Source organism: Salmonella sp. SJTUF15591, assembly GCF_043356435.1.
In the GTDB taxonomy this organism is placed as follows: Bacteria; Pseudomonadota; Gammaproteobacteria; order Enterobacterales; family Enterobacteriaceae; genus Salmonella; species Salmonella enterica.
On sequence record NZ_JBEUJO010000002.1, the window covers coordinates 195587 to 214601 of the forward strand.

The following is a 19015-nucleotide window of genomic DNA, read 5'->3' on the forward strand; positions in this document are numbered from 1 at the left end:
GGTCCACGTCCCGGAACAGGCTTTTCAGGCTGTGACTGTCGTTTCATGTAAATGACGCCAGACTATCCGTCCTCTTTCCCTTTTTAAAATGACCGTCGACCAGCGTACCGTCTCAGCCTGACCCGGCAGTTGCTGACGCTCACGATAACGCAGCGCGGCGCCTTCCGGCCACTCCGCCATAAGGTCAATATGCTCAACCACGATAACCAGCCCCGGGCGACACCCGCGCTGCGCCTGGAAAAAAGCGCCGAGCGCCGGATAATCCAGACAAACACCGCCTGGCGTTATCATCGTAAGATCAGCAGCGAAACGCGCTATCAACGCCTCCAGGCTCCCCATCCCCTTGCTAAGCCAGTTCTCAATCGCCGCATGGGCGTGAATAATTTCATCTTTATATGGATTCATGGTCTTTCCTTTTTCAGGCACAGAAGCGCCTGTCTATTGTTTAGACAGACAGCGTAAATAAGGGGCAGCAGGGTGATACCGGCGGCGGCAATAAAGGTCCAGCGATAAGCAACCTCAAGCGACATAACGCGCTGGAGCGCGTTTAACAGCAGCGTCAACAGCGCCGCGCCAAGGAAAAAACTGAGCTGACGATTAAGATTCCATAGCGCGCTGGCGTCAGGCATGTCCCGGCGAGCAATAGTCAGGAAAGCGCCACTCTGCGCGGTACTGCTGCACAAACTGCCGCCAGCGCCCATTAAGGCGAATATCATCATCAGTACACGGTGCGATGTCGCAGGCGTAACGTTAGTTAAAAGCAGTATCCCTGCGGCCTGAAGAAGACAGCCGACGATAATCAGCGGACGCGGCCCAAGCCGATTGAAGTAACGTGCGGTAAGCATAATGGCGACAAATGAAGCGATCGACCAGGGGAGCATCAGCGACCCCGCCGCCGCAGGCGATAGCTGCGCGACGTTCTGTAGATAAAACATCCCGACCACGCTGATACCAATGAACATACCCGGCACACACAGATAGACGATCATGGCAAAACGCAGCAGCTTGTCCGTCAACAACGGCAGATGGAGCAATCTTGCTGACGCCATTGTCGTCGACGCGGCGTTCAGCCAACGATAAGCGAGCAATAAAGTGAGAACGGCCACCGGCAGCGTGGCAAAGAATATCCAGCGCCAGCCGCACGTTTCCACCAGCAGCCCGCCAATCGCAGGCGAACATGCCGGCGCCAGTAGCGCCACCATCATGACAACCGATGACACGCCAGCGCGTTCATGCGGTTTAAACTGTTGCCATGTTAACGCCTGACCAACCGGGATCAATAAGCCACCGCCCGCCCCCTGCACAATACGCCAGAAAACAAGGCTGTGTAATGAATCGGCAAAACCTGCGGCAGCGGCGGCAACGCTAAACAGAATGAGCGAAAATATGATCAGCCGTCGTGCGCCGAGATAACGTGAAAGAAACGCGCTAAACGGAACGATCAGCGTTAATCCTGCGATATAACCATTACTCACCCATGCCAGCGCCGATATGGACGTATGCAGATCCACGGACATCGCAGGAAAAGCCACGCTGGCAATAAACAGATTAATCAGATCAAGAAAGAAGCCGAGCAGGTAAACCACTGCCACTTTACTGCGATACGTCATTATGCATCCTCCGTCAGAGGCGCTAATGTAGCCGTCCGGAGAAAGCCAGATAAGTCCGCGCTTCAACGATATACTGTCAAAATAATTTTGACAGTAAAGGAGCTCGCCATGCTCAATTTGCAGCGTATGTCGCTGTTTATCGCCGTGGTAGATAGCGGCAGCTTCACGGCGGCGGCGGCCGCATTGGGCCAAACAAAAGCGGTAGTGAGTTTTAATATTCGGCAGCTTGAAAAAGAGCTTGGCGTAACGTTACTGCTACGTTCCACCCGACGATTGACGCTCACAGACGCCGGCGTCCTCTTTTACCAAAAAGGCGTGAATTTACTCAACGCCGCGAAAAATTTGCAGGATGAAGTGCGTGCCAGCCATAGTGGGCTGGGCGGCGAGTTACGTATTACCACTACGCCCGAGTTTGGCGAACAGGTGGTCATTCCGGTACTGGCGCAGTTTAGTCAGCGCCATCCCGATCTCCGTATTCGGCATATGTCCTCATCACATCATGCCGATTTAATTGCCGAGCGCTTTGATGTGGCGATTCGGCTTGGCTCGCTGGCGGACTCCCGCTATCGCGCCGCGCTGATATCCCGCTTTACCATTCTGCCGGTCGCCGCGCCGCAGTGGCTCGCCCGCCACCCCGTGTCGTCGCTGGAGTCGTTGGCCCAGGCGGAATGGATTATTCATGAGCGATTACCTACGCCGCTACGGTGGACAGTAACGAATAATCATGGCCAACACTCACGCCTGGAGATAAGCAAAGCCGGCAAAATTTCTGTCGACAGCGCGCGCTCGCTGATGGCCTTCGCTCTCGCGGGAAGCGGCGTCGCATTACTGCCGCAATGGTTAGTCAACACCGCACTGGAGGATGGAACGTTAATACACGTGTTACCCGACTATCATTTTCCCCGTCAGGGCATTTATGCCGTTTATCCGGACGCCCGTCATGTATCGACAAAAGTACGCGCATTTATTGATTTTTTACGTTCGCAATGGGATTGCGGGGAGCACGCCCCATCATTGTAGCCAGTCCGGGAGCATTGCGCTCCCGGACGGATAATACCGTCTTAATCCTTAACTACCAGCTTGTCTTTGATCCCCTGCGCCTGCCAACGCACCCACAGCATAATTGCCGCCAGAACGACAATCGGCAGTAACGGATCGAGCCAACTGCCGCCGGAACCGAACAGCAGGTTAATCAGCGCCACGCCGGTGCCACCAATCGCCCAGGCAATGGTCGTCGGTACAGACCAAACCACCATCTGCTGTTTGACATCAGAGACGCCCATCATGCGGTTAACCACCCAGAACAGGCTATCGTTGAAGTAGCCGAAAAACAGCGACCCCATCGTTGCGGCCTGAGCGGCAAGCAACATATTGATGCCGGGGATCTGCGCCAGGATCGGCGCGGAAATCGAGGCGGCAGTGATCATCGCCACCGTCCCCGATCCCTGAATCAGACGTACCAGCGTCGCCACGATAAACGGGATCAGGATCGGCGAGATCGGCAGGTTGGCAACCTGCTCCGCCAGCTGTTGCCCCGCGCCGCTGTCGCGCAGGATTGCGCCCAACGCGCCGCCAGCGCCCGTGACCAGTAAGATAATCCCGGCGCTTTGCAAGCCCTCTTCCAGACGCTCTGCGGTGGTATGTTTATCCATGCGCGGCACCAGCGTATACACCGCCAGCAGAACGCTGATGGCCAACGCGATCACTGGGCTTCCCACAAAGTTGATTGCCTGTACCACCGGATGCGTCGCCAGGCCGGACCATCCTTCTACAGTGGCGAGGGTGGAACAGATAGCCTTCAGGAAGATCAGCACGATCGGCACCACAATAGGCAGCAGAGAGAGCGTCAGGCTCGGCAGATCCTTTTGCTCTTTCTCTTTATTGTACTGCTCCAGCACGGCATTGACTTCATCGGCGTTCAGCGTGCGCGGCACGAAATCAGGGTAGCGTTTATCCAGCCACTGCGCATAGAACACAATGCCGATCACACAGGGCACCGCCAGCGCCATCCCGGTCAATAACATTGCGCCGATGTCGACGTTAAAAATCCCGGCTACCCCCAGCGGGCCTGGCGTGGGAGGTACCGTATGGTGAGTGACCACCAGCCCGCCCGCCAGCGCGACGCCCAGCGTCAGTAGCGAACGTTTACCGCTTTTCGCCAGCGCTTTCGCCACCGGATAAAGAATGACAAAAGCGGAATCGACGAAAATGGGGATGCTGACAATATAACCCGTGATCGCCAGCGCCCACTCTTCACGGCGTTTCCCCAGCCATTTGATAAAGCTCCAGGCGATACGCTCCGCCGCGCCGGAAACCTCCAGCAAGCGCCCCATCATTACGCCGAGACCAATCACCAGGCCAATGCTGCCCAGCGTCGTACCGAATCCGCTGGTGATGACAGAGAGCGTTTTATCAATGCCCATTCCCCCCAACAGACCGGCAATACAGGCCGCCGCCAGCATCGCGATCAGCGCATGAACACGGGTGCGTAACACCAGCCATACCAGCACGAAAACGGCAACGATCAGGCCGATAATTGGGGTCGGTAAACTTGTCATGACCGCCCCTCCATATCATCTTGTCGAAAGCGTTCAATAATGTCATCGAAGCGTTTATCGGCGACAAAACCTAACGCCAGCGCACGCTGGTTATCGATACGTCCCGGCCAGGAGGCGACAATTTTCTCGACGCCTTCGTCGCGCTGATGCGTAACCCGATCGCGCGCCGCCTGACCGCCCGCCTGACGCAACGTTTCCAGCATCTCGCCCACGGTTACGCTGATCCCCGGTAAGTTGATGCTGCTCGCCTCGCCAGGCGCGGGTAACGTTGCGGCCAGCGACAGGTTATGGATCACCGTCGCCGGGCTGGAAATCCACAGCCGCAAACTTTCCGACACCGGGCAGACGGTCGTCTCGCCCTGCAACGGTTCACGAATAATCGCGCTGACAAAAGAAGAGGCGGCGCGGTTTGGCCTACCCGGGCGAACACAGATCGTCGGCAAACGCAGCGCCAGCCCATCCACATAGCCTTTGCGGGTATAGTCGTTGACCAACAGTTCACAGGCGGCCTTCTGCGCGCCATAAGACGAGTGCGGCGTGAGCGCGGTGGTATCGGTGACGCATTCCGGCAGCGTACCGCCATAAACGGCAAGCGAGCTGGAGAAGACAAAACGAATTTTCTGCGATTGTCGACGACACGCCTCAAGTAACTGGCGGGTAAGATCCAGGTTAACTTTCCATCCCAGATCGAAATCGTCTTCCGCATGACTGCTGACAATCGCAGCGAGATGATAAACAACAGAGGTATTAGCGGTAATCACACTCTCCAGCACGCCCGGCTGGGTTAAGTCAGCTTCCAGGCAGCGTAAACGAGGGGAATCTGATAACCGTGCAGGCATTTTTAAATCAACAAGAAGCAGTTCGTTAAACGCCAGCGATGAGTTTAATAAGGCGCTTGCGAGTTTCTGGCCTAAAAAGCCGCCCCCGCCGGTAATGATAATCTGCATCCGGATGTCCTCTTTATTGTTGTGTAGGGTAGTTCAGGGTTAGCGCCAGGCGTTAAACCAGCCAAGCCCGTCCTGAGTGGTATTCCGTGGTTGGTATTCGCAGCCTATCCAGCCGCGATAACCTACGTCATCGAACAGCCGGAACAGCCACGGGTAGTTGATCTCGCCATCATCCGGTTCATGTCTGTCCGGTAGCGAGGCGATTTGTACATGGGCATAGCGGCCCGCGCACTCGCGAATCAGGTGACTCAAATTGCCATCCACTTTTTGCGCATGGAAAGTGTCGAGCTGGATGAACACATTCGGGCGGTCAACCTCTTCTGCGATGCCCAGCGCCTGATATTGGCTGGAAAAGAGGTAGCCGGGTTTAACGCCAGGACTCAGCGCTTCGATCAAAATACGTTTATCGTGGGCGGCAAACCGGTCGGCGGCATAACGCAAATTATCGATAAACGTGGCGCGATAACGTGCGCCATCAGCGCCATCCGGCACTACGCCCGCCATGATGTGAACCTGCTCACATTCCAGCGCCATAGCGTATTCCAGAGCCAGATCAATATCGGCGCGCGCGTCGTGTTCGCGCCCCGGTAGCGCGGCACGTCCCCACTCGCCCGCCGCGGTATCGCCCGCCGAAGTATTAAACAGCGCCAGCGTCAGATCATGACGCGATAGCTGGGCTTTAATCTCGCTCGCGGCAAAGCCGTAGGGGAACAGAAACTCAACGGCCTGAAAACCGGCTTCGGCAGCGGCGGCAAAACGCTCGATAAACGGCACTTCGGTAAACATCATCGACAAATTGGCGGCAAAACGCGGCATCGGGTTATCTCCTTAACTGCGCAATTTCTTCGGTGGTTAAATAACGAATCGGGCGTTCGCCAAGGATAAAAATCAGCTTTGCCGTCTCTTCCAGCTCCTCGGTATTATTAGCGGCTTCCTGCAAATTCTCCCCGCACACGACCGGCCCATGATTAGCCAGTAAAAAGGCCTGATGCCGGGCCGCCAGCGCTGCCAAATCGCGGGCAATTCGGTCATCCCCCGGGCGATAGTAGGGAACCAGCGGAATGTCCCCCATCCGCATCACCACATAGGGGGTAAACGGGCGAATCACATTTTGCGGGTCCAGTCCTTCGAGACAGGAAAGCGCCGTTGACCAGGTGCTGTGCAGATGTACCACGGCCTTGCAGCAAGGGTTATTGCGATACAACGCCAGATGAAAACGCACCTCTTTAGACGGTTTATCGCCGCTGAGCCATTCGCCTTGCGGGTCCACTTTGGATAGCCGCTGCGGGTCGAGATTACCCAGACACGAACCGGTGGGCGTCGCCAGAATATTGCCGTCCGGCAGTAACAGCGAGAGGTTGCCTGCCGAGCCGGTGGCATAGCCGCGCTGGAAAAACGAGGCGGCTATCCTGACCATCTCTTCTCGCAAAGCGTGCTCTTCTTTTGCCAGTATCGTCATACCTGAAACTCCCTTTGAGCGCGGATGAAAAAGGATTCATCGCCAAAATTACCTGACTTTAGCGCCAGCGAGACTGGCGCATGGAGCGCGTTGACCCACGGCACGCCGGGTGAAATGCACGGTCCGATGTGAAAACCGGTAATACCGAGGCTTTGCGTCACCACGCCCGAGGTTTCGCCGCCCGCCACAATAAACCGGGTGATACCGCCTTCCGCTAAGCGAGCAGCCAGCAGGGAAAAGAGTGCCTCTACCGCATGGCTGGCTTCGGTAGCGCCATATTGCTGCTGGATGGCGGCCAGCGCCTGCGTGGAGGCGGTGGCGCTAATCATTGGCGCCAGTTCGCTGTCCTGACTGAGCACCCACTGCGCCAGCGCTTCAGCGTAGGCCTCGCGCGTCTCGGATGACAGGCAGCGCGCCACGTCAACGTCGCGTGTGGGAGCATGTTGTCGATAGAAGGCCACCTGCTGATTCGTCATTTGCGAACAGGAACCGGAAAGCACCACCGCGCGACCGCTCAGCGGATAGCCTGCGGAACGGGCCTGAGAAACGCCGTGCTTCGCCCACTGACGCGCCAGCCCCATTGCCAGCCCGGAACCGCCGGTCACCAGCGGGGCATCACGCAAAACCTCGCCCTGGATTTCCAGGTGTCGCTCATTGAGCGCGTCAAGTACCGCGTAGCGATATCCTTCCTGCTGTAAACGCGACAGCGCCGCACGGGTCGCGGCAACGCCTTCATCAAGCGTCTGAGCCGGAATAACGCCGCAGCGCCCTTGCGCCTGCGCTTCCATCAGACGCGGCAGGTAGCTGTCGGTCATCGGATTGATAGGGTGGTGGCGCATACCGGACTCCGCCAGCAAGTGGTTCATGACAAACAGATAGCCCTGATAAACCGTGCGTCCGTTAACCGGCAGCGCGGGAGAAATCACGGTAAATGAGGTATCCAGCGCCACCATCAGCGCGTCGGTGACCGGGCCGATATTGCCTTCGGCGGTACTATCGAAAGTCGAGCAATATTTGAAATAGACTTGCTGGCAGCCCTGTTTTTTTAGCCATACCAGCGCCGCCAGCGATTGTTTTATCGCCTCTTGCGCCGGGCATGAGCGGGTTTTCAGGCTGATAACCACCGCGTCGCACCCTTCCGGTTGCGTCCCGGTTGGGACATCATTGATCTGCACTGTCGGCATCCCGTTTTCGACCAGAAAACTGGCGATGTCGGTCGCGCCGGTAAAATCGTCGGCAATGACGCCAATTTTTAACATGACGGCTCCTCAGGCGTGACGCCAGGCAGAGTAATCCCTGAGAAAATTTTGATCACAGCGCTGTCATCCTCTTTGCCATAACCGGCGTTACTGGCGCTGATGAACATATTTAACGCCGTAGAGGCCAGCGGTAAGGGGAAGCGCAGCGCTTTCGCCGTGTCGGCAACCAGCCCCAAATCTTTGACAAAAATGTCGACGGCCGAACGCGGGGTATAGTCGCCGTCAACGACATGCTGCATACGGTTTTCGAACATCCAGGAGTTGCCGGCGGCATGGGTCACGACGTCATACATCACGTCCAGAGGAATACCGGCCCGCGCGGCCAGCGCCATCGCTTCGGCCGCCGCCGCAATATGCACGCCAGCCAGCAGCTGATGAATGATTTTGACGGTTGAGCCTGCGCCCGGCGTATCGCTGATGCGATAAACGTTGCTGGCAACGGCGTCCAGCACAGGCTTCAGGCGGGTAAACGCCGCCTCGCTCCCGGAGGCCATCACCGTCATTTCGCCCTGCGCCGCTTTTACCGCGCCGCCGGAAACCGGCGCATCCAGCATGTTAAGATTCAATGCCGTCAACGCCGCGGCGATCTCTTGCGCGTCGGCGCTTGAGATCGTGGACGAAACCATCACCGCGCCTCCGGGTTTCATCAGATGGGCGACGCCATCCTCACCGAATAACACCTGTCTGACCTGGGCGGCATTGACGACCAGAATGACTAACGCATCCACGACGCCGGCGAACTCCCTGGCGCTGGCGGCAGCCCCACAAGCCCCTTCAGCAAGAAGATTCGCGCACGCTTGCGGGTTAAGATCGGCCCCCCATGTGGAAAGCCCGGCGCGCAGGCATGAACGCGCAGCGCCCATTCCCATTGAGCCAAGCCCCACAATGCCGACATGAAAATCAGTTCCTGTTGTCATTATCACTCCATGTTAATTTACGTGATATTATGTTTTGTTATGTGAATATAGGCGTTTTTGTAAACAATTGCGGTGAGTTGTTTCACAAAAAATAACAAAATATGTTATTTTTTGTGAAGGCAATCCTCATAGAACTTCACACGCTGTGACGAGAAATCGCGTAAAATCGCGACAGGACTAAAGAAAGGAGCAGACGTTGATACCTACTGAGCGTCGACAAATCATTCTTGATATGGTGGCGGAGAAAGGCATCGTCAGTATCGCTGAACTGACCGAGCGCATGCATGTATCCCACATGACTATCCGCCGTGATTTACAAAAACTGGAGCAGCAAGGCGCGGTAATCCAGGTCTCTGGCGGCGTGCAATCATCGACTCGCGTGGCGCACGAACCCTCGCATCAGATCAAAACCGAACTGGCGACGCCGCAGAAAGCGGCGATTGGCAAACTGGCCGCCAGCCTGGTACAGCCAGAAAGCTGTATCTACCTTGATGCAGGTACGACCACGCTGGCGATCGCCAGGCAGCTGGTTACGATGAATAAACTTACGGTGGTGACGAATGATTTCGTTATCGCCGATTACCTGATGGACAATAGCGATTGCACAATTATTCACACTGGCGGGGCGGTATGCCGGGAAAACCGGTCGTGCGTCGGTGAAGCCGCGGCGACGCTTTTGCGCGGGTTGATGATTGACCAGGCCTTTATTTCCGCCTCTTCCTGGAGCGTGCGCGGTATTTCAACGCCGGCAGAAGATAAAGTCACGGTGAAACGGGCCGTCGCCAGCGCCAGCCGCCAAAAAATTCTGGTGTGCGACGCGACCAAATACGGCCAGGTCGCTACATGGCTGGCGTTACCGCTGGCGGAATTCAACCAAATCGTCACCGATGACGGCCTGCCGGAAAGCGCAATTCGGGCGCTGGCCAAAGTGGATATCTCACTGCTGATGGCCAAACAATAGCGAGGCGGCGCAAGCCGCTTACGTCATCATCTTGCGTACCAGTTGCGTAAACTGTTCGCGTTCTTCAGCGCTCAGTCGCCCCAAAAACTCATCGTCAACGCGATCCCCCAGTGGTATCGCGGCGGCGAGCAACGTTTGGCCCTGAACGGTGAGATAGACAAAACGCCGACGTTTATCCAGCGGATCGTTTTCTCGCTTTACCAGCCCACGATTTTCCATCCGGCTTAACATCTCCGCCAGCGTCGCTTTAGTGCTGACCGCCGCTTCGGTCAGATCGACCTGTTCAATACCCGGATGTTCAGCAATAACGCGCATCACCGCATATTGAGGTTTGGTGAGTTCCGGTAGTTCATGCTGCCAGCGTGCGGTATGTTGCTGAAAAAGTTGGCGTAACAGATGAAACGCGGTGTTTCGTAACTCCATGAGCGCTCCGGATAAATTAACTTTTTCTATCATAACGACTTATGCACGGTTTTTTAATGACGAATGCTTTAGCTAAACGTGCGCAGGCGTCGGGAGCGATCTTGTCGCAAAGGCCGTGTGGGCGTATTTTGATCAAAATGTTCGTATACGAACGATATTTGAGGTAAGAAATGAGATTGATTGTGGGGATGACCGGTGCGACCGGCGCGCCGCTTTGCGTCGAGCTACTCCAGGCATTGCGGGCGATACCTGATGTTGAAACGCATCTGGTAATGTCAAAGTGGGCCAAAACCACTATTGAACTGGAGACGCCCTACACGCCCGCTGAGGTAGCCGCCCTGGCAGATTATTGTCATAGCCCGGCCGATCAGGCGGCGACCATTTCCTCCGGCTCATTTCGTACCGACGGCATGATTATTATCCCCTGCAGTATGAAAACACTGGCGGGGGTTCGCGCCGGCTATGCCGAGGGGCTGGTGGGACGCGCTGCCGATGTCGTGTTGAAAGAGGGTCGCAAGCTGGTGCTTGTGCCGCGGGAAATGCCGCTCAGCACGATTCATCTGGAAAACATGCTTGCGCTTTCTCGTATGGGGGTGGCGATAGTGCCGCCCATGCCCGCGTTCTACAACCTGCCGCAAACCGTTGACGATATTATCCAGCACATCGTAGCGCGCGTTCTCGACCAGTTTGGTCTGGAGCATACGCGCGCGCGTCGCTGGCAAGGACTGCGACAGGCAGCAAATTTTTCACAGGAGAATGGATAATGGCATTTGATGATTTGCGCAGTTTTTTACATGCGCTGGATCAGCAGGGACAACTGCTGAAAATCAGCGAGGAAGTGAATGCGGAGCCGGATCTCGCCGCCGCTGCCAACGCAACGGGACGCATCGGCGATGGCGCGCCCGCGCTGTGGTTTGACAATATTCGTGGTTTTACCGACGCCCGCGTGGCGATGAATACCATCGGTTCCTGGCAGAACCATGCCATCTCACTGGATTTGCCGCCTAACACGCCGGTTAAAAAACAGATCGATGAATTTATTCGCCGCTGGGACAATTTTCCGGTAGCGCCGGAACGACGGGCGAATCCGGGCTGGGCGGAAAATACCGTCGACGGCGACGCAATCAACCTGTTTGATATCCTGCCGCTGTTTCGTCTGAACGACGGCGACGGCGGATTCTATCTGGATAAAGCCTGTGTGGTATCACGCGATCCGCTCGATCCCGATAACTTCGGCAAACAGAATGTCGGCATCTACCGCATGGAAGTTAAAGGCAAGCGTAAGCTGGGTCTGCAACCAGTGCCGATGCATGATATCGCATTGCACCTGCACAAAGCCGAAGAGCGCGGAGAAGATCTGCCGATTGCGATCACGCTGGGTAACGATCCGATCATTACCCTGATGGGCGCAACGCCGCTGAAATACGATCAGTCAGAGTATGAAATGGCAGGCGCGCTGCGTGAAAGTCCCTATCCTATCGCCACCGCGCCGTTGACCGGTTTTGATGTGCCGTGGGGATCTGAAGTCATTCTTGAAGGGGTCATCGAAAGCCGTAAACGTGAAATTGAAGGACCGTTCGGCGAATTTACCGGCCACTATTCCGGCGGTCGCAACATGACCGTGGTGCGTATCGATAAGGTCTCTTACCGCAGCAAACCCATTTTTGAATCGCTCTATTTAGGTATGCCGTGGACAGAAATCGACTACCTGATGGGGCCGGCGACCTGCGTGCCACTGTATCAACAGCTGAAAGCCGAATTTCCGGAAGTGCAGGCGGTAAACGCCATGTACACCCACGGCCTGCTGGCCATCATCTCGACCAAAAAACGCTACGGCGGCTTTGCCCGCGCGGTGGGCCTGCGAGCGATGACGACGCCGCACGGTCTGGGATATGTGAAGATGGTGATCATGGTCGATGAAGATGTCGATCCATTCAATCTGCCACAGGTGATGTGGGCGTTGTCGTCGAAAGTGAATCCGGCAGGCGATCTGGTACAGCTACCGAATATGTCCGTCCTGGAACTGGATCCGGGCTCAAGCCCGGCGGGGATTACCGACAAGCTGATCATTGACGCCACCACGCCGGTTGCGCCAGATAACCGTGGTCACTATAGCCAGCCGGTTGTTGATTTACCGGAAACTAAAGCCTGGGCTGAAAAGCTGACCGCCATGCTGGCCAACCGTAAATAAGGAGTAACCGATGATTTGTCCACGCTGTGCCGATGCACATATTGAACTCATGGCGACTTCGCCGGTAAAAGGAGTCTGGACGGTATATCAGTGTCAGCATTGTCTGTATACCTGGCGCGATACCGAACCGTTACGCCGTACCAGCCGCGAACACTATCCACAAGCGTTTCGCATGACGCAAAAAGATATTGATGACGCGCCAATGGTGCCGAGTATCCCGCCGCTGCTGGCAGAAGACAAACGGTAAAAAAAAGGCCAGTCTGTCGACTGGCCTTTTTTTGACAAGGGTACTTACTCGCGGAACAGCGCTTCGATATTCAGCCCCTGCGTCTGCAGAATTTCGCGCAGACGGCGCAGGCCTTCAACCTGAATCTGACGAACACGTTCACGCGTAAGACCGATTTCACGGCCTACATCTTCCAGTGTCGCAGCTTCATATCCCAGCAGACCGAAACGGCGCGCCAGCACTTCACGCTGTTTGGCGTTCAGTTCGAACAACCATTTGACGATGCTCTGTTTCATATCGTCATCTTGCGTGGTGTCTTCCGGACCGTTCTCTTTTTCATCGGCCAGGATGTCCAGCAACGCTTTTTCGGAATCACCGCCCAGCGGGGTGTCTACCGAGGTAATGCGCTCGTTGAGACGAAGCATACGGCTGACGTCATCAACCGGTTTATCCAGTTGCTCTGCAATTTCTTCCGCACTCGGTTCGTGGTCCAGTTTATGCGACAACTCACGTGCGGTGCGCAGGTATACGTTCAGCTCTTTAACAATGTGAATCGGCAAGCGAATCGTACGGGTTTGGTTCATAATCGCCCGTTCGATTGTCTGGCGAATCCACCAGGTTGCGTATGTTGAGAAGCGGAACCCGCGTTCCGGGTCAAACTTCTCGACTGCACGGATAAGCCCCAGGTTGCCCTCTTCAATCAGGTCCAGCAACGCCAGTCCACGATTGCCATAACGGCGGGCAATTTTTACCACCAGACGCAGGTTACTCTCAATCATGCGACGGCGAGAAGCGACATCTCCACGCAGTGCGCGACGCGCAAAATAGACTTCTTCTTCGGCTGTTAACAGTGGTGAATACCCAATCTCACCAAGGTAAAGCTGAGTCGCGTCCAACACACGCTGTGTGGCCCCTTGCGATAACAGCTCTTCTTCAGCCAGGTCGTTATCACTGGGTTCCTCTTCACTCAAGGCTTTTTCGTCAAAAGCCTCTACTCCGTTCTCATCAAATTCCGCGTCTTCATTTAAATCATGAACTTTCAGCGTATTCTGACTCATAAGGTGGCTCCTACCCGTGATCCCTTGACGGAACTAGCAAGTCAAAGCCTGGTTCCGCCGCTTTATCGCTGCGGTAAATAACGCAGCGGGTTTACGGATTTCCCCTTGTAACGAATTTCAAAATGCAAGCGTGTAGAGCTGGTGCCGGTGCTACCCATAGTAGCGATTTTTTGCCCCGCCTTAACTTCCTGTTGTTCCCGGACCAGCATCGTATCATTATGGGCGTAGGCACTCAGGTAATCATCGTTATGTTTGATGATAATAAGATTACCGTAACCACGCAGTGCGTTACCGGCATATACGACGCGCCCATCAGCGGTTGCGACGATAGCCTGTCCCTTACTGCCTGCAATGTCGATCCCTTTATTGCCCCCTTCGGAAGCGCCAAAGTTTTCGATCACTTTGCCATCCGTCGGCCAGCGCCATGCGGAAATCGGCGCGCTGGTTGACGTACTGCTTGCATTTGGTTCGGTCGTGCTTACCGTTGGTGCCGTTACAGGCGCTGTGACAACCGTCCCAGCAGGCTTGTTGTTTGGCAACATTTTGTTAGCACTTTGTTCACCTGAGCCCTCAGAATACGTAATTGTTGGTTGAGACGCAACTGCAACGGTGGAATTTTGTGCAGACCTAGTCACAACTCCTTGCTGTGCTGCATCCGCCTGGGTGATCGCATTTCCGCCAGTAATTGGCGTACCGGATGCGTTACCAACTTGCAAAGTTTGCCCTACATTCAGGCTATACGGGGCAGAAATACTGTTTCTCTGGGCCAGATCGCGGAAATCGTTCCCGGTAATCCAGGCGATGTAAAAAAGCGTATCACCCTTTTTCACGGTGTAAGTACTGCCACCCGTATAGCTACCTTTCGGAATATTCCCATACTGGCGATTGTATACGATTCGCCCATTTTCCATCTGCACGGGTTGTTCCGTGACCGGTTGAGTTTGCATGGGCTGCGTTACAGGACGCTGAACGGGTTGAATTTGCGGCGCTTGTTGCGGCGTTTGTTGCGTCGTCGCGCCCATTTTTGGCGGCGGTGTGATCAACATCCCGGAATTGGTATTTGATGACGACCCACTGTCCACAGACGTGACCGGCGCCGGAGGGTTTGACGAACTGGTACAACCTGCCAGCCATAGTGAAACCAGTGATAGTGCCGCAATGCGACTAACGGTGAATTTTGGGCTTCCCGCGCTCATTTATCCCCCAGGAAAAATTTGGTTAACAACCAGTGACGTAAGAACCGTGCAACGCATTAAGTGAACACGGGAAAATGTGTTCACGATACGCTTAACCCACCGGGAATAACCAGGAAAACTCCAGGTATTCGTTTCGGCTTCATCAGGCGTAAGAGTGGGTGTTTGCAGGGCAAACTAGGCCAGCTCTCCCTTGACTAACGGGACGAAGCGAACGGCCTCCACGGTATCGATAATAAATTCGCCGCCCCGGCGACGCACGCGTTTCAAAAACTGCTGCTCATCGCCCACGGGCAGAACAAGAATGCCGCCTTCATCCAACTGTGCCATGAGCGCGGTAGGAATTTCCGGCGGCGCAGCCGTCACAATGATAGCGTCAAACGGCGCACGCGCCTGCCAGCCTTGCCAGCCATCGCCATGACGGGTAGAAACATTATGTAAATCGAGCTGCTTCAGGCGGCGGCGCGCCTGCCATTGCAGCCCCTTAATCCGCTCAACGGAGCAAACGTGATGCACCAGATGCGCCAGAATCGCCGTCTGATAGCCGGAACCGGTGCCAATTTCCAGCACCCTGGATTGCGGCGTCAGTTCGAGCAGTTCCGTCATTCGCGCCACCATATAGGGCTGCGAAATCGTCTGACCCTGGCCTATCGGCAAAGCGATATTTTCCCAGGCCTTATGTTCAAACGCTTCATCAATAAATTTCTCGCGCGGCACTGCAGCAAGCGCATTAAGCACCTGCTCATCTCTGATGCCCTGCGCGCGCAATTGTTCAAGAAGAGCCTGTACACGTCCACTTACCATTGCGTGCCAACTCCCACGCTGTCTAACCAGTCTGAAACCACATCATGCGCGCTGTGCGCGGTTAAATCCACATGCAACGGCGTGACGGAGACGTAGCCTTCATCCACCGCCGCGAAATCGGTATCCGGCCCGGCATCGTATTTATCGCCTGGCGGGCCAATCCAGTACAATGTATTACCACGCGGATCTTCCTGCGGGATTACTTTATCCGCTGGATGGCGGCTACCACAGCGAGTCACGCGGATGCCTTTAACCTGCGCTAACGGTAGATCCGGGACATTCACGTTGAGAATACGCCCGGTACGCAACGGCTCCCGGCTTAACCCTCGCAAAAGCGCGCAAGTCACGGCCGCAGCCGTATCATAATGCTGATAGCCGTTAAGGGAGACCGCTAATGCCGGAAAGCCGAGATGACGACCTTCCATCGCCGCGGCGACAGTACCGGAATAGATCACATCATCGCCCAGATTCGGACCCGCGTTAATACCGGAAACGACAATATCCGGACGCGGACGCATTAAGGCATTAACGCCCAGATAGACGCAATCGGTCGGCGTCCCCATCTGTACAGCGATATCGCCATTATCAAAGGTAAAAGTACGAAGCGAAGATTCCAGCGTGAGGGAATTAGACGCGCCGCTGCGGTTACGATCCGGGGCTACGACCTGTACATCAGCAAACTCACGCAGCGCTTTCGCCAGCGTTTGTATACCGGGCGCGTGAACCCCGTCATCGTTACTCAGCAATATGCGCATAATCACCCATTGTGTTGATCAGTTCCCTTACTACGCTGGTGGCAAAACTGCCTGCGGGCAGCCAGAAACGTAACTCGACGGTAACGTCATCCCACCAGTTCCAGCTTAATTGTTGCGGATAAAGCAGCATCGCTCTGCGCGACGCTTCTACTTTTTCGCGCAGCAACAGCGATTGCAACACCGTTTCCTGGGCAATGGCATCTTGCTCAAACGCCAGCGCCGCACGCTGTGTTCCCCACTCTCCGCTGCCCGGCAACGATGCTGTAATCATCAGCTCTTTTTCGTCTACCCGGCGCTGCAATTCAGGCAGTTCTTCAGATGTCGCGACGAACCAGCTTCCACGCCCCGCTAATTGTAGCGCATCGCCGTCAACAACTTGATTAAAGTCTGGTTTCTTCAGCCGCTGGTGAACAATTTGATTAAACAACGCGCTACGTGCCGCCGACAACCAAAAACTGCGTTTATTGCGATCGCGCACCGGCGCGTTACTTTGCGCCCAGCGCAGCGCGCCCTGCAAGTTGCTGCCGCCAATGCCGAATCGCTGTGCGCCGAAATAGTTCGGCACGCCGCCATCGCGAATCGCCTGCAATCGTGTTTCGACATCGCGGCGATCGCTTATTTCACGCAACACCAGAGTAAAGGCATTGCCTTTCAGCGCGCCTAAACGCAGCTTACGCTTGTGACGCGCGTATTCCAGCACTTTACAACCTTCCAGCTGAAAGGCGCTGAAATCGGGCATCTCTTTCCCCGGCACGCGCGCGCACAGCCACTGCTCGGTAACGGCGTGTTTATCTTTTTGCCCGGCAAAGCTCACTTCGCGAGCGTGAATTTTCAGGAATTTCGCCAGCGCGTCAGCGACAAAACGGGTATTGCAACCGTTTTTCAAAATACGCAGCAGAATGTGCTCGCCTTCACCATCCGGCGTAAAGCCTAAATCTTCAACCACTACAAAATCTTCCGGATTCGCTTTCAGCAATCCGCTACCTTGTGGTTTTCCGTGCAGCCAGGTGAGATTGTCAAACTCTGTCATTTCGCCGCCTTCATCAGCAGCGCGACCGCTTCGCAGGCAATGCCTTCTCCGCGTCCGGTAAATCCGAGCTTTTCCGTCGTCGTCGCCTTCACGTTAACCTCATCCATATGGCAGCCGAGATCTTCGGCGATAAAGACGCGCATTTGCGGAATATGCGGCAACATTTTCGGCGCCTGCGCAATAATGGTGACATCCACGTTGCCGAGGGTGTACCCCTTCGCCTGAATACGACGCCAGGCTTCACGCAGTAGTTCGCGGCTATCCGCTCCCTTAAATGCCGGATCGGTATCCGGGAAGAGCTTGCCGATATCGCCAAGCGCCGCCGCGCCCAGCAGCGCATCGGTCAGCGCATGTAACGCCACATCGCCATCGGAATGCGCCAATAGCCCTTTTTCATAAGGGATACGCACGCCGCCAATAATAATCGGCCCTTCTCCGCCAAACGCGTGTACGTCAAAACCGTGTCCAATTCGCATTATGCTTTCTCCTGGTGGATGGTTCGGGTCAGATAAAATTCCGCCAGCGCCAGATCTTCCGGACGGGTGACCTTGATGTTATCCGCGCGACCTTCTACCAGCGCCGGATGAAAACCACAATATTCCAGCGCTGACGCTTCGTCGGTGATGGTCGCGCCTTCATTCAGCGCACGCGTCAGACAATCGTGCAAGAGTTCGCGGGGGAAAAACTGCGGGGTGAGCGCGTGCCATAAATCGGCGCGCTCTACGGTATGGGCAATAGCGTTTTTCCCCGGTTCGCCGCGTTTCATGGTGTCGCGCACCGGACTGGCGAGGATACCGCCGACCCGGCTGTTTTCGCTGATAGCCAGCAACCGCGCAAGGTCATCCTGATGCAAACAGGGTCTTGCCGCGTCGTGCACCAGCACCCACTGCGCCTTTGCAACGGCCTGCAACCCGGCCAAAACGGAATCAGCGCGTTCGTTGCCGCCATCCACAACGGTGATTTGCGGATGATTCGCCAGCGGAAGTTGGGCAAAGCGATGATCGCCAGGGCTGATAGCAATAACAACGCGTGTCACCCGAGGATGCGCCAGCAGCGCATGAACTGAGTGCTCCAGAATGGTTTTATTACCGATTGAGAGATACTGCTTAGGACATTCTGTTTGCATTCGGCGGCCAAATCCGGCCGCCGGCACCACGGCGCAAACGTCCAATAAAGTGGCTGCCATGTTAAATCCCTGGATGGTTTATCGATGAGTTTGCCCCGCCGTTGCCGCGCGTTTTGAGGCGTCAGGCACCAGACGATAGAAGGTTTCGCCCGGTTTGGTCATGCTAAGTTCGTTGCGCGCGCGCTCCTCAATCGCTTCCTGGCCGCCATTGAGATCGTCAATTTCGGCAAAAAGCTGATCGTTACGCGCTTTAAGTTTGGCGTTTGTCGCCTGCTGCGCGACCACATCATCGTTGACGCGGCTATAGTCATGTATGCCGTTCTTACCGAACCACAGCGAGTACTGTAGCCAGACCAGTAAAGCCAGCAACAGCAGCGTTAGTTTACCCATCCTGCCCCCTGAAAAACGGCATCATCATCCCATAACGTCCTCTGTGACTCCACATTCAGGACGGGATTGCCGCGACAACGCCGGCAAATGTACCACATTTGCCGGATG

The 19015-nt window shown here is 55.6% G+C and carries 23 protein-coding genes; 6 read left to right on the forward strand and 17 right to left on the reverse strand.

What is annotated here, in order from left to right; genetic code table 11:
* Positions 1-24: 24 nt before the first annotated feature.
* Together ABVM99_RS05155 and ABVM99_RS05160 are read right to left on the reverse strand one after the other, a co-directional pair.
* Complete coding sequence (locus tag ABVM99_RS05155) at positions 25-405, reverse strand: DUF4440 domain-containing protein (protein WP_023195209.1); 381 nt, start codon at positions 403-405, stop codon at positions 25-27.
* The gene (locus tag ABVM99_RS05160; RefSeq protein WP_023195208.1) at positions 402-1610 is read right to left on the reverse strand and encodes an MFS transporter; all 1209 of its coding nucleotides are present in this window, start codon (positions 1608-1610) and stop codon (positions 402-404) included. Before ABVM99_RS05160 ends, ABVM99_RS05155 begins: the two co-directional genes overlap by 4 nt.
* 87 nt (positions 1611-1697) lie before the next feature.
* On the opposite strand from ABVM99_RS05160, the gene ABVM99_RS05165 reads away from it, so the two are divergent.
* Positions 1698-2630: a LysR family transcriptional regulator gene (locus tag ABVM99_RS05165; protein WP_072101821.1), complete on the forward strand. Its 933-nt coding sequence runs from the start codon at positions 1698-1700 to the stop codon at positions 2628-2630.
* A gap of 41 nt (positions 2631-2671) precedes the next feature.
* Here ABVM99_RS05165 and ABVM99_RS05170 read toward each other — a convergent pair whose 3' ends face one another.
* The 6 genes from ABVM99_RS05170 to ltnD are packed head-to-tail and all read right to left on the reverse strand — an operon-like array spanning position 2672 to position 8750.
* Entirely contained in the window at positions 2672-4168 is a 1497-nt protein-coding gene (locus ABVM99_RS05170; RefSeq protein WP_023195206.1) for a GntP family permease, read from the reverse strand.
* Positions 4165-5115, reverse strand: a complete 951-nt coding sequence (denD, locus tag ABVM99_RS05175; protein WP_023195205.1) for a D-erythronate dehydrogenase — start codon at positions 5113-5115, stop codon at positions 4165-4167. Before denD ends, ABVM99_RS05170 begins: the two co-directional genes overlap by 4 nt.
* Before the next feature lie 39 nt (positions 5116-5154).
* Complete coding sequence (locus ABVM99_RS05180; protein WP_023195204.1) at positions 5155-5931, reverse strand: HPr family phosphocarrier protein; 777 nt, start codon at positions 5929-5931, stop codon at positions 5155-5157.
* Positions 5932-5935: 4 nt separating this feature from the next.
* Positions 5936-6574: an aldolase gene (locus tag ABVM99_RS05185; RefSeq protein ID WP_000153636.1), complete on the reverse strand. Its 639-nt coding sequence runs from the start codon at positions 6572-6574 to the stop codon at positions 5936-5938.
* Entirely contained in the window at positions 6571-7833 is a 1263-nt protein-coding gene (gene otnK / locus ABVM99_RS05190; RefSeq protein ID WP_000912488.1) for a 3-oxo-tetronate kinase, read from the reverse strand. The genes ABVM99_RS05185 and otnK overlap by 4 nt, the downstream gene beginning before the upstream one ends.
* Positions 7827-8750, reverse strand: a complete 924-nt coding sequence (ltnD, locus tag ABVM99_RS05195) for an L-threonate dehydrogenase (protein ID WP_023195203.1) — start codon at positions 8748-8750, stop codon at positions 7827-7829. Before ltnD ends, otnK begins: the two co-directional genes overlap by 7 nt.
* A gap of 196 nt (positions 8751-8946) precedes the next feature.
* On the opposite strand from ltnD, the gene ygbI reads away from it, so the two are divergent.
* Positions 8947-9711 (forward strand): DNA-binding transcriptional repressor YgbI, encoded by a 765-nt coding sequence (gene ygbI, locus ABVM99_RS05200; protein WP_000613179.1) that lies wholly within the window; start codon positions 8947-8949, stop codon positions 9709-9711.
* A gap of 18 nt (positions 9712-9729) precedes the next feature.
* On the opposite strand, the gene ABVM99_RS05205 is transcribed toward ygbI, so the two are convergent.
* Positions 9730-10134, reverse strand: a complete 405-nt coding sequence (locus ABVM99_RS05205; RefSeq protein WP_000423338.1) for a MarR family winged helix-turn-helix transcriptional regulator — start codon at positions 10132-10134, stop codon at positions 9730-9732.
* 170 nt (positions 10135-10304) lie between these two features.
* Here ABVM99_RS05205 and ABVM99_RS05210 point away from each other — a divergent pair, with 170 nt between their 5' ends.
* Genes ABVM99_RS05210 through ABVM99_RS05220 form a run of 3 tightly spaced genes read left to right on the forward strand, consistent with a single transcriptional unit; the run spans position 10305 to position 12572 of the window.
* A complete protein-coding gene (locus tag ABVM99_RS05210; protein ID WP_023195202.1) occupies positions 10305-10898 on the forward strand; it encodes a non-oxidative hydroxyarylic acid decarboxylases subunit B in 594 nt (197 codons plus the stop codon).
* Positions 10898-12325: a non-oxidative hydroxyarylic acid decarboxylases subunit C gene (locus tag ABVM99_RS05215; RefSeq protein WP_023195201.1), complete on the forward strand. Its 1428-nt coding sequence runs from the start codon at positions 10898-10900 to the stop codon at positions 12323-12325. The genes ABVM99_RS05210 and ABVM99_RS05215 overlap by 1 nt, the downstream gene beginning before the upstream one ends.
* A 10-nt stretch (positions 12326-12335) precedes the next feature.
* Positions 12336-12572 (forward strand): non-oxidative hydroxyarylic acid decarboxylases subunit D, encoded by a 237-nt coding sequence (locus ABVM99_RS05220; RefSeq protein WP_000562964.1) that lies wholly within the window; start codon positions 12336-12338, stop codon positions 12570-12572.
* 44 nt (positions 12573-12616) lie between these two features.
* Here the strand turns inward: ABVM99_RS05220 and rpoS are convergent, their stop codons facing one another.
* Together rpoS and nlpD are read right to left on the reverse strand one after the other, a co-directional pair.
* On the reverse strand, positions 12617-13609 hold the full coding sequence (gene rpoS, locus ABVM99_RS05225; RefSeq protein WP_000081498.1) for an RNA polymerase sigma factor RpoS: 993 nt from the start codon (positions 13607-13609) through the stop codon (positions 12617-12619).
* A 62-nt stretch (positions 13610-13671) separates the two neighbouring features.
* Complete coding sequence (nlpD, locus tag ABVM99_RS05230; protein WP_223149274.1) at positions 13672-14754, reverse strand: murein hydrolase activator NlpD; 1083 nt, start codon at positions 14752-14754, stop codon at positions 13672-13674.
* On the opposite strand from nlpD, the gene ABVM99_RS05235 reads away from it, so the two are divergent.
* A complete protein-coding gene (locus tag ABVM99_RS05235) occupies positions 14654-14869 on the forward strand; it encodes a peptidase (protein WP_371061741.1) in 216 nt (71 codons plus the stop codon). The two genes, nlpD and ABVM99_RS05235, sit on opposite strands and share 101 nt — an antisense overlap.
* Before the next feature lie 110 nt (positions 14870-14979).
* Here ABVM99_RS05235 and ABVM99_RS05240 read toward each other — a convergent pair whose 3' ends face one another.
* Genes ABVM99_RS05240 through ftsB form a run of 6 tightly spaced genes read right to left on the reverse strand, consistent with a single transcriptional unit; the run spans position 14980 to position 18907 of the window.
* Positions 14980-15606, reverse strand: coding sequence for a protein-L-isoaspartate(D-aspartate) O-methyltransferase (locus ABVM99_RS05240; RefSeq protein WP_000253545.1), 627 nt, complete (start codon positions 15604-15606; stop codon positions 14980-14982).
* Entirely contained in the window at positions 15600-16361 is a 762-nt protein-coding gene (gene surE, locus ABVM99_RS05245; RefSeq protein ID WP_001221538.1) for a 5'/3'-nucleotidase SurE, read from the reverse strand. Before surE ends, ABVM99_RS05240 begins: the two co-directional genes overlap by 7 nt.
* Entirely contained in the window at positions 16342-17391 is a 1050-nt protein-coding gene (gene truD / locus ABVM99_RS05250; protein ID WP_000134246.1) for a tRNA pseudouridine(13) synthase TruD, read from the reverse strand. Before truD ends, surE begins: the two co-directional genes overlap by 20 nt.
* The gene (gene ispF, locus ABVM99_RS05255) at positions 17388-17867 is read right to left on the reverse strand and encodes a 2-C-methyl-D-erythritol 2,4-cyclodiphosphate synthase (protein WP_001219245.1); all 480 of its coding nucleotides are present in this window, start codon (positions 17865-17867) and stop codon (positions 17388-17390) included. Before ispF ends, truD begins: the two co-directional genes overlap by 4 nt.
* Complete coding sequence (gene ispD / locus ABVM99_RS05260; RefSeq protein ID WP_000741649.1) at positions 17867-18577, reverse strand: 2-C-methyl-D-erythritol 4-phosphate cytidylyltransferase; 711 nt, start codon at positions 18575-18577, stop codon at positions 17867-17869. The genes ispF and ispD overlap by 1 nt, the downstream gene beginning before the upstream one ends.
* Positions 18578-18595: 18 nt before the next feature.
* A complete protein-coding gene (gene ftsB / locus ABVM99_RS05265) occupies positions 18596-18907 on the reverse strand; it encodes a cell division protein FtsB (protein WP_000517480.1) in 312 nt (103 codons plus the stop codon).
* Between the last annotated feature and the right edge of the window lie 108 nt (positions 18908-19015).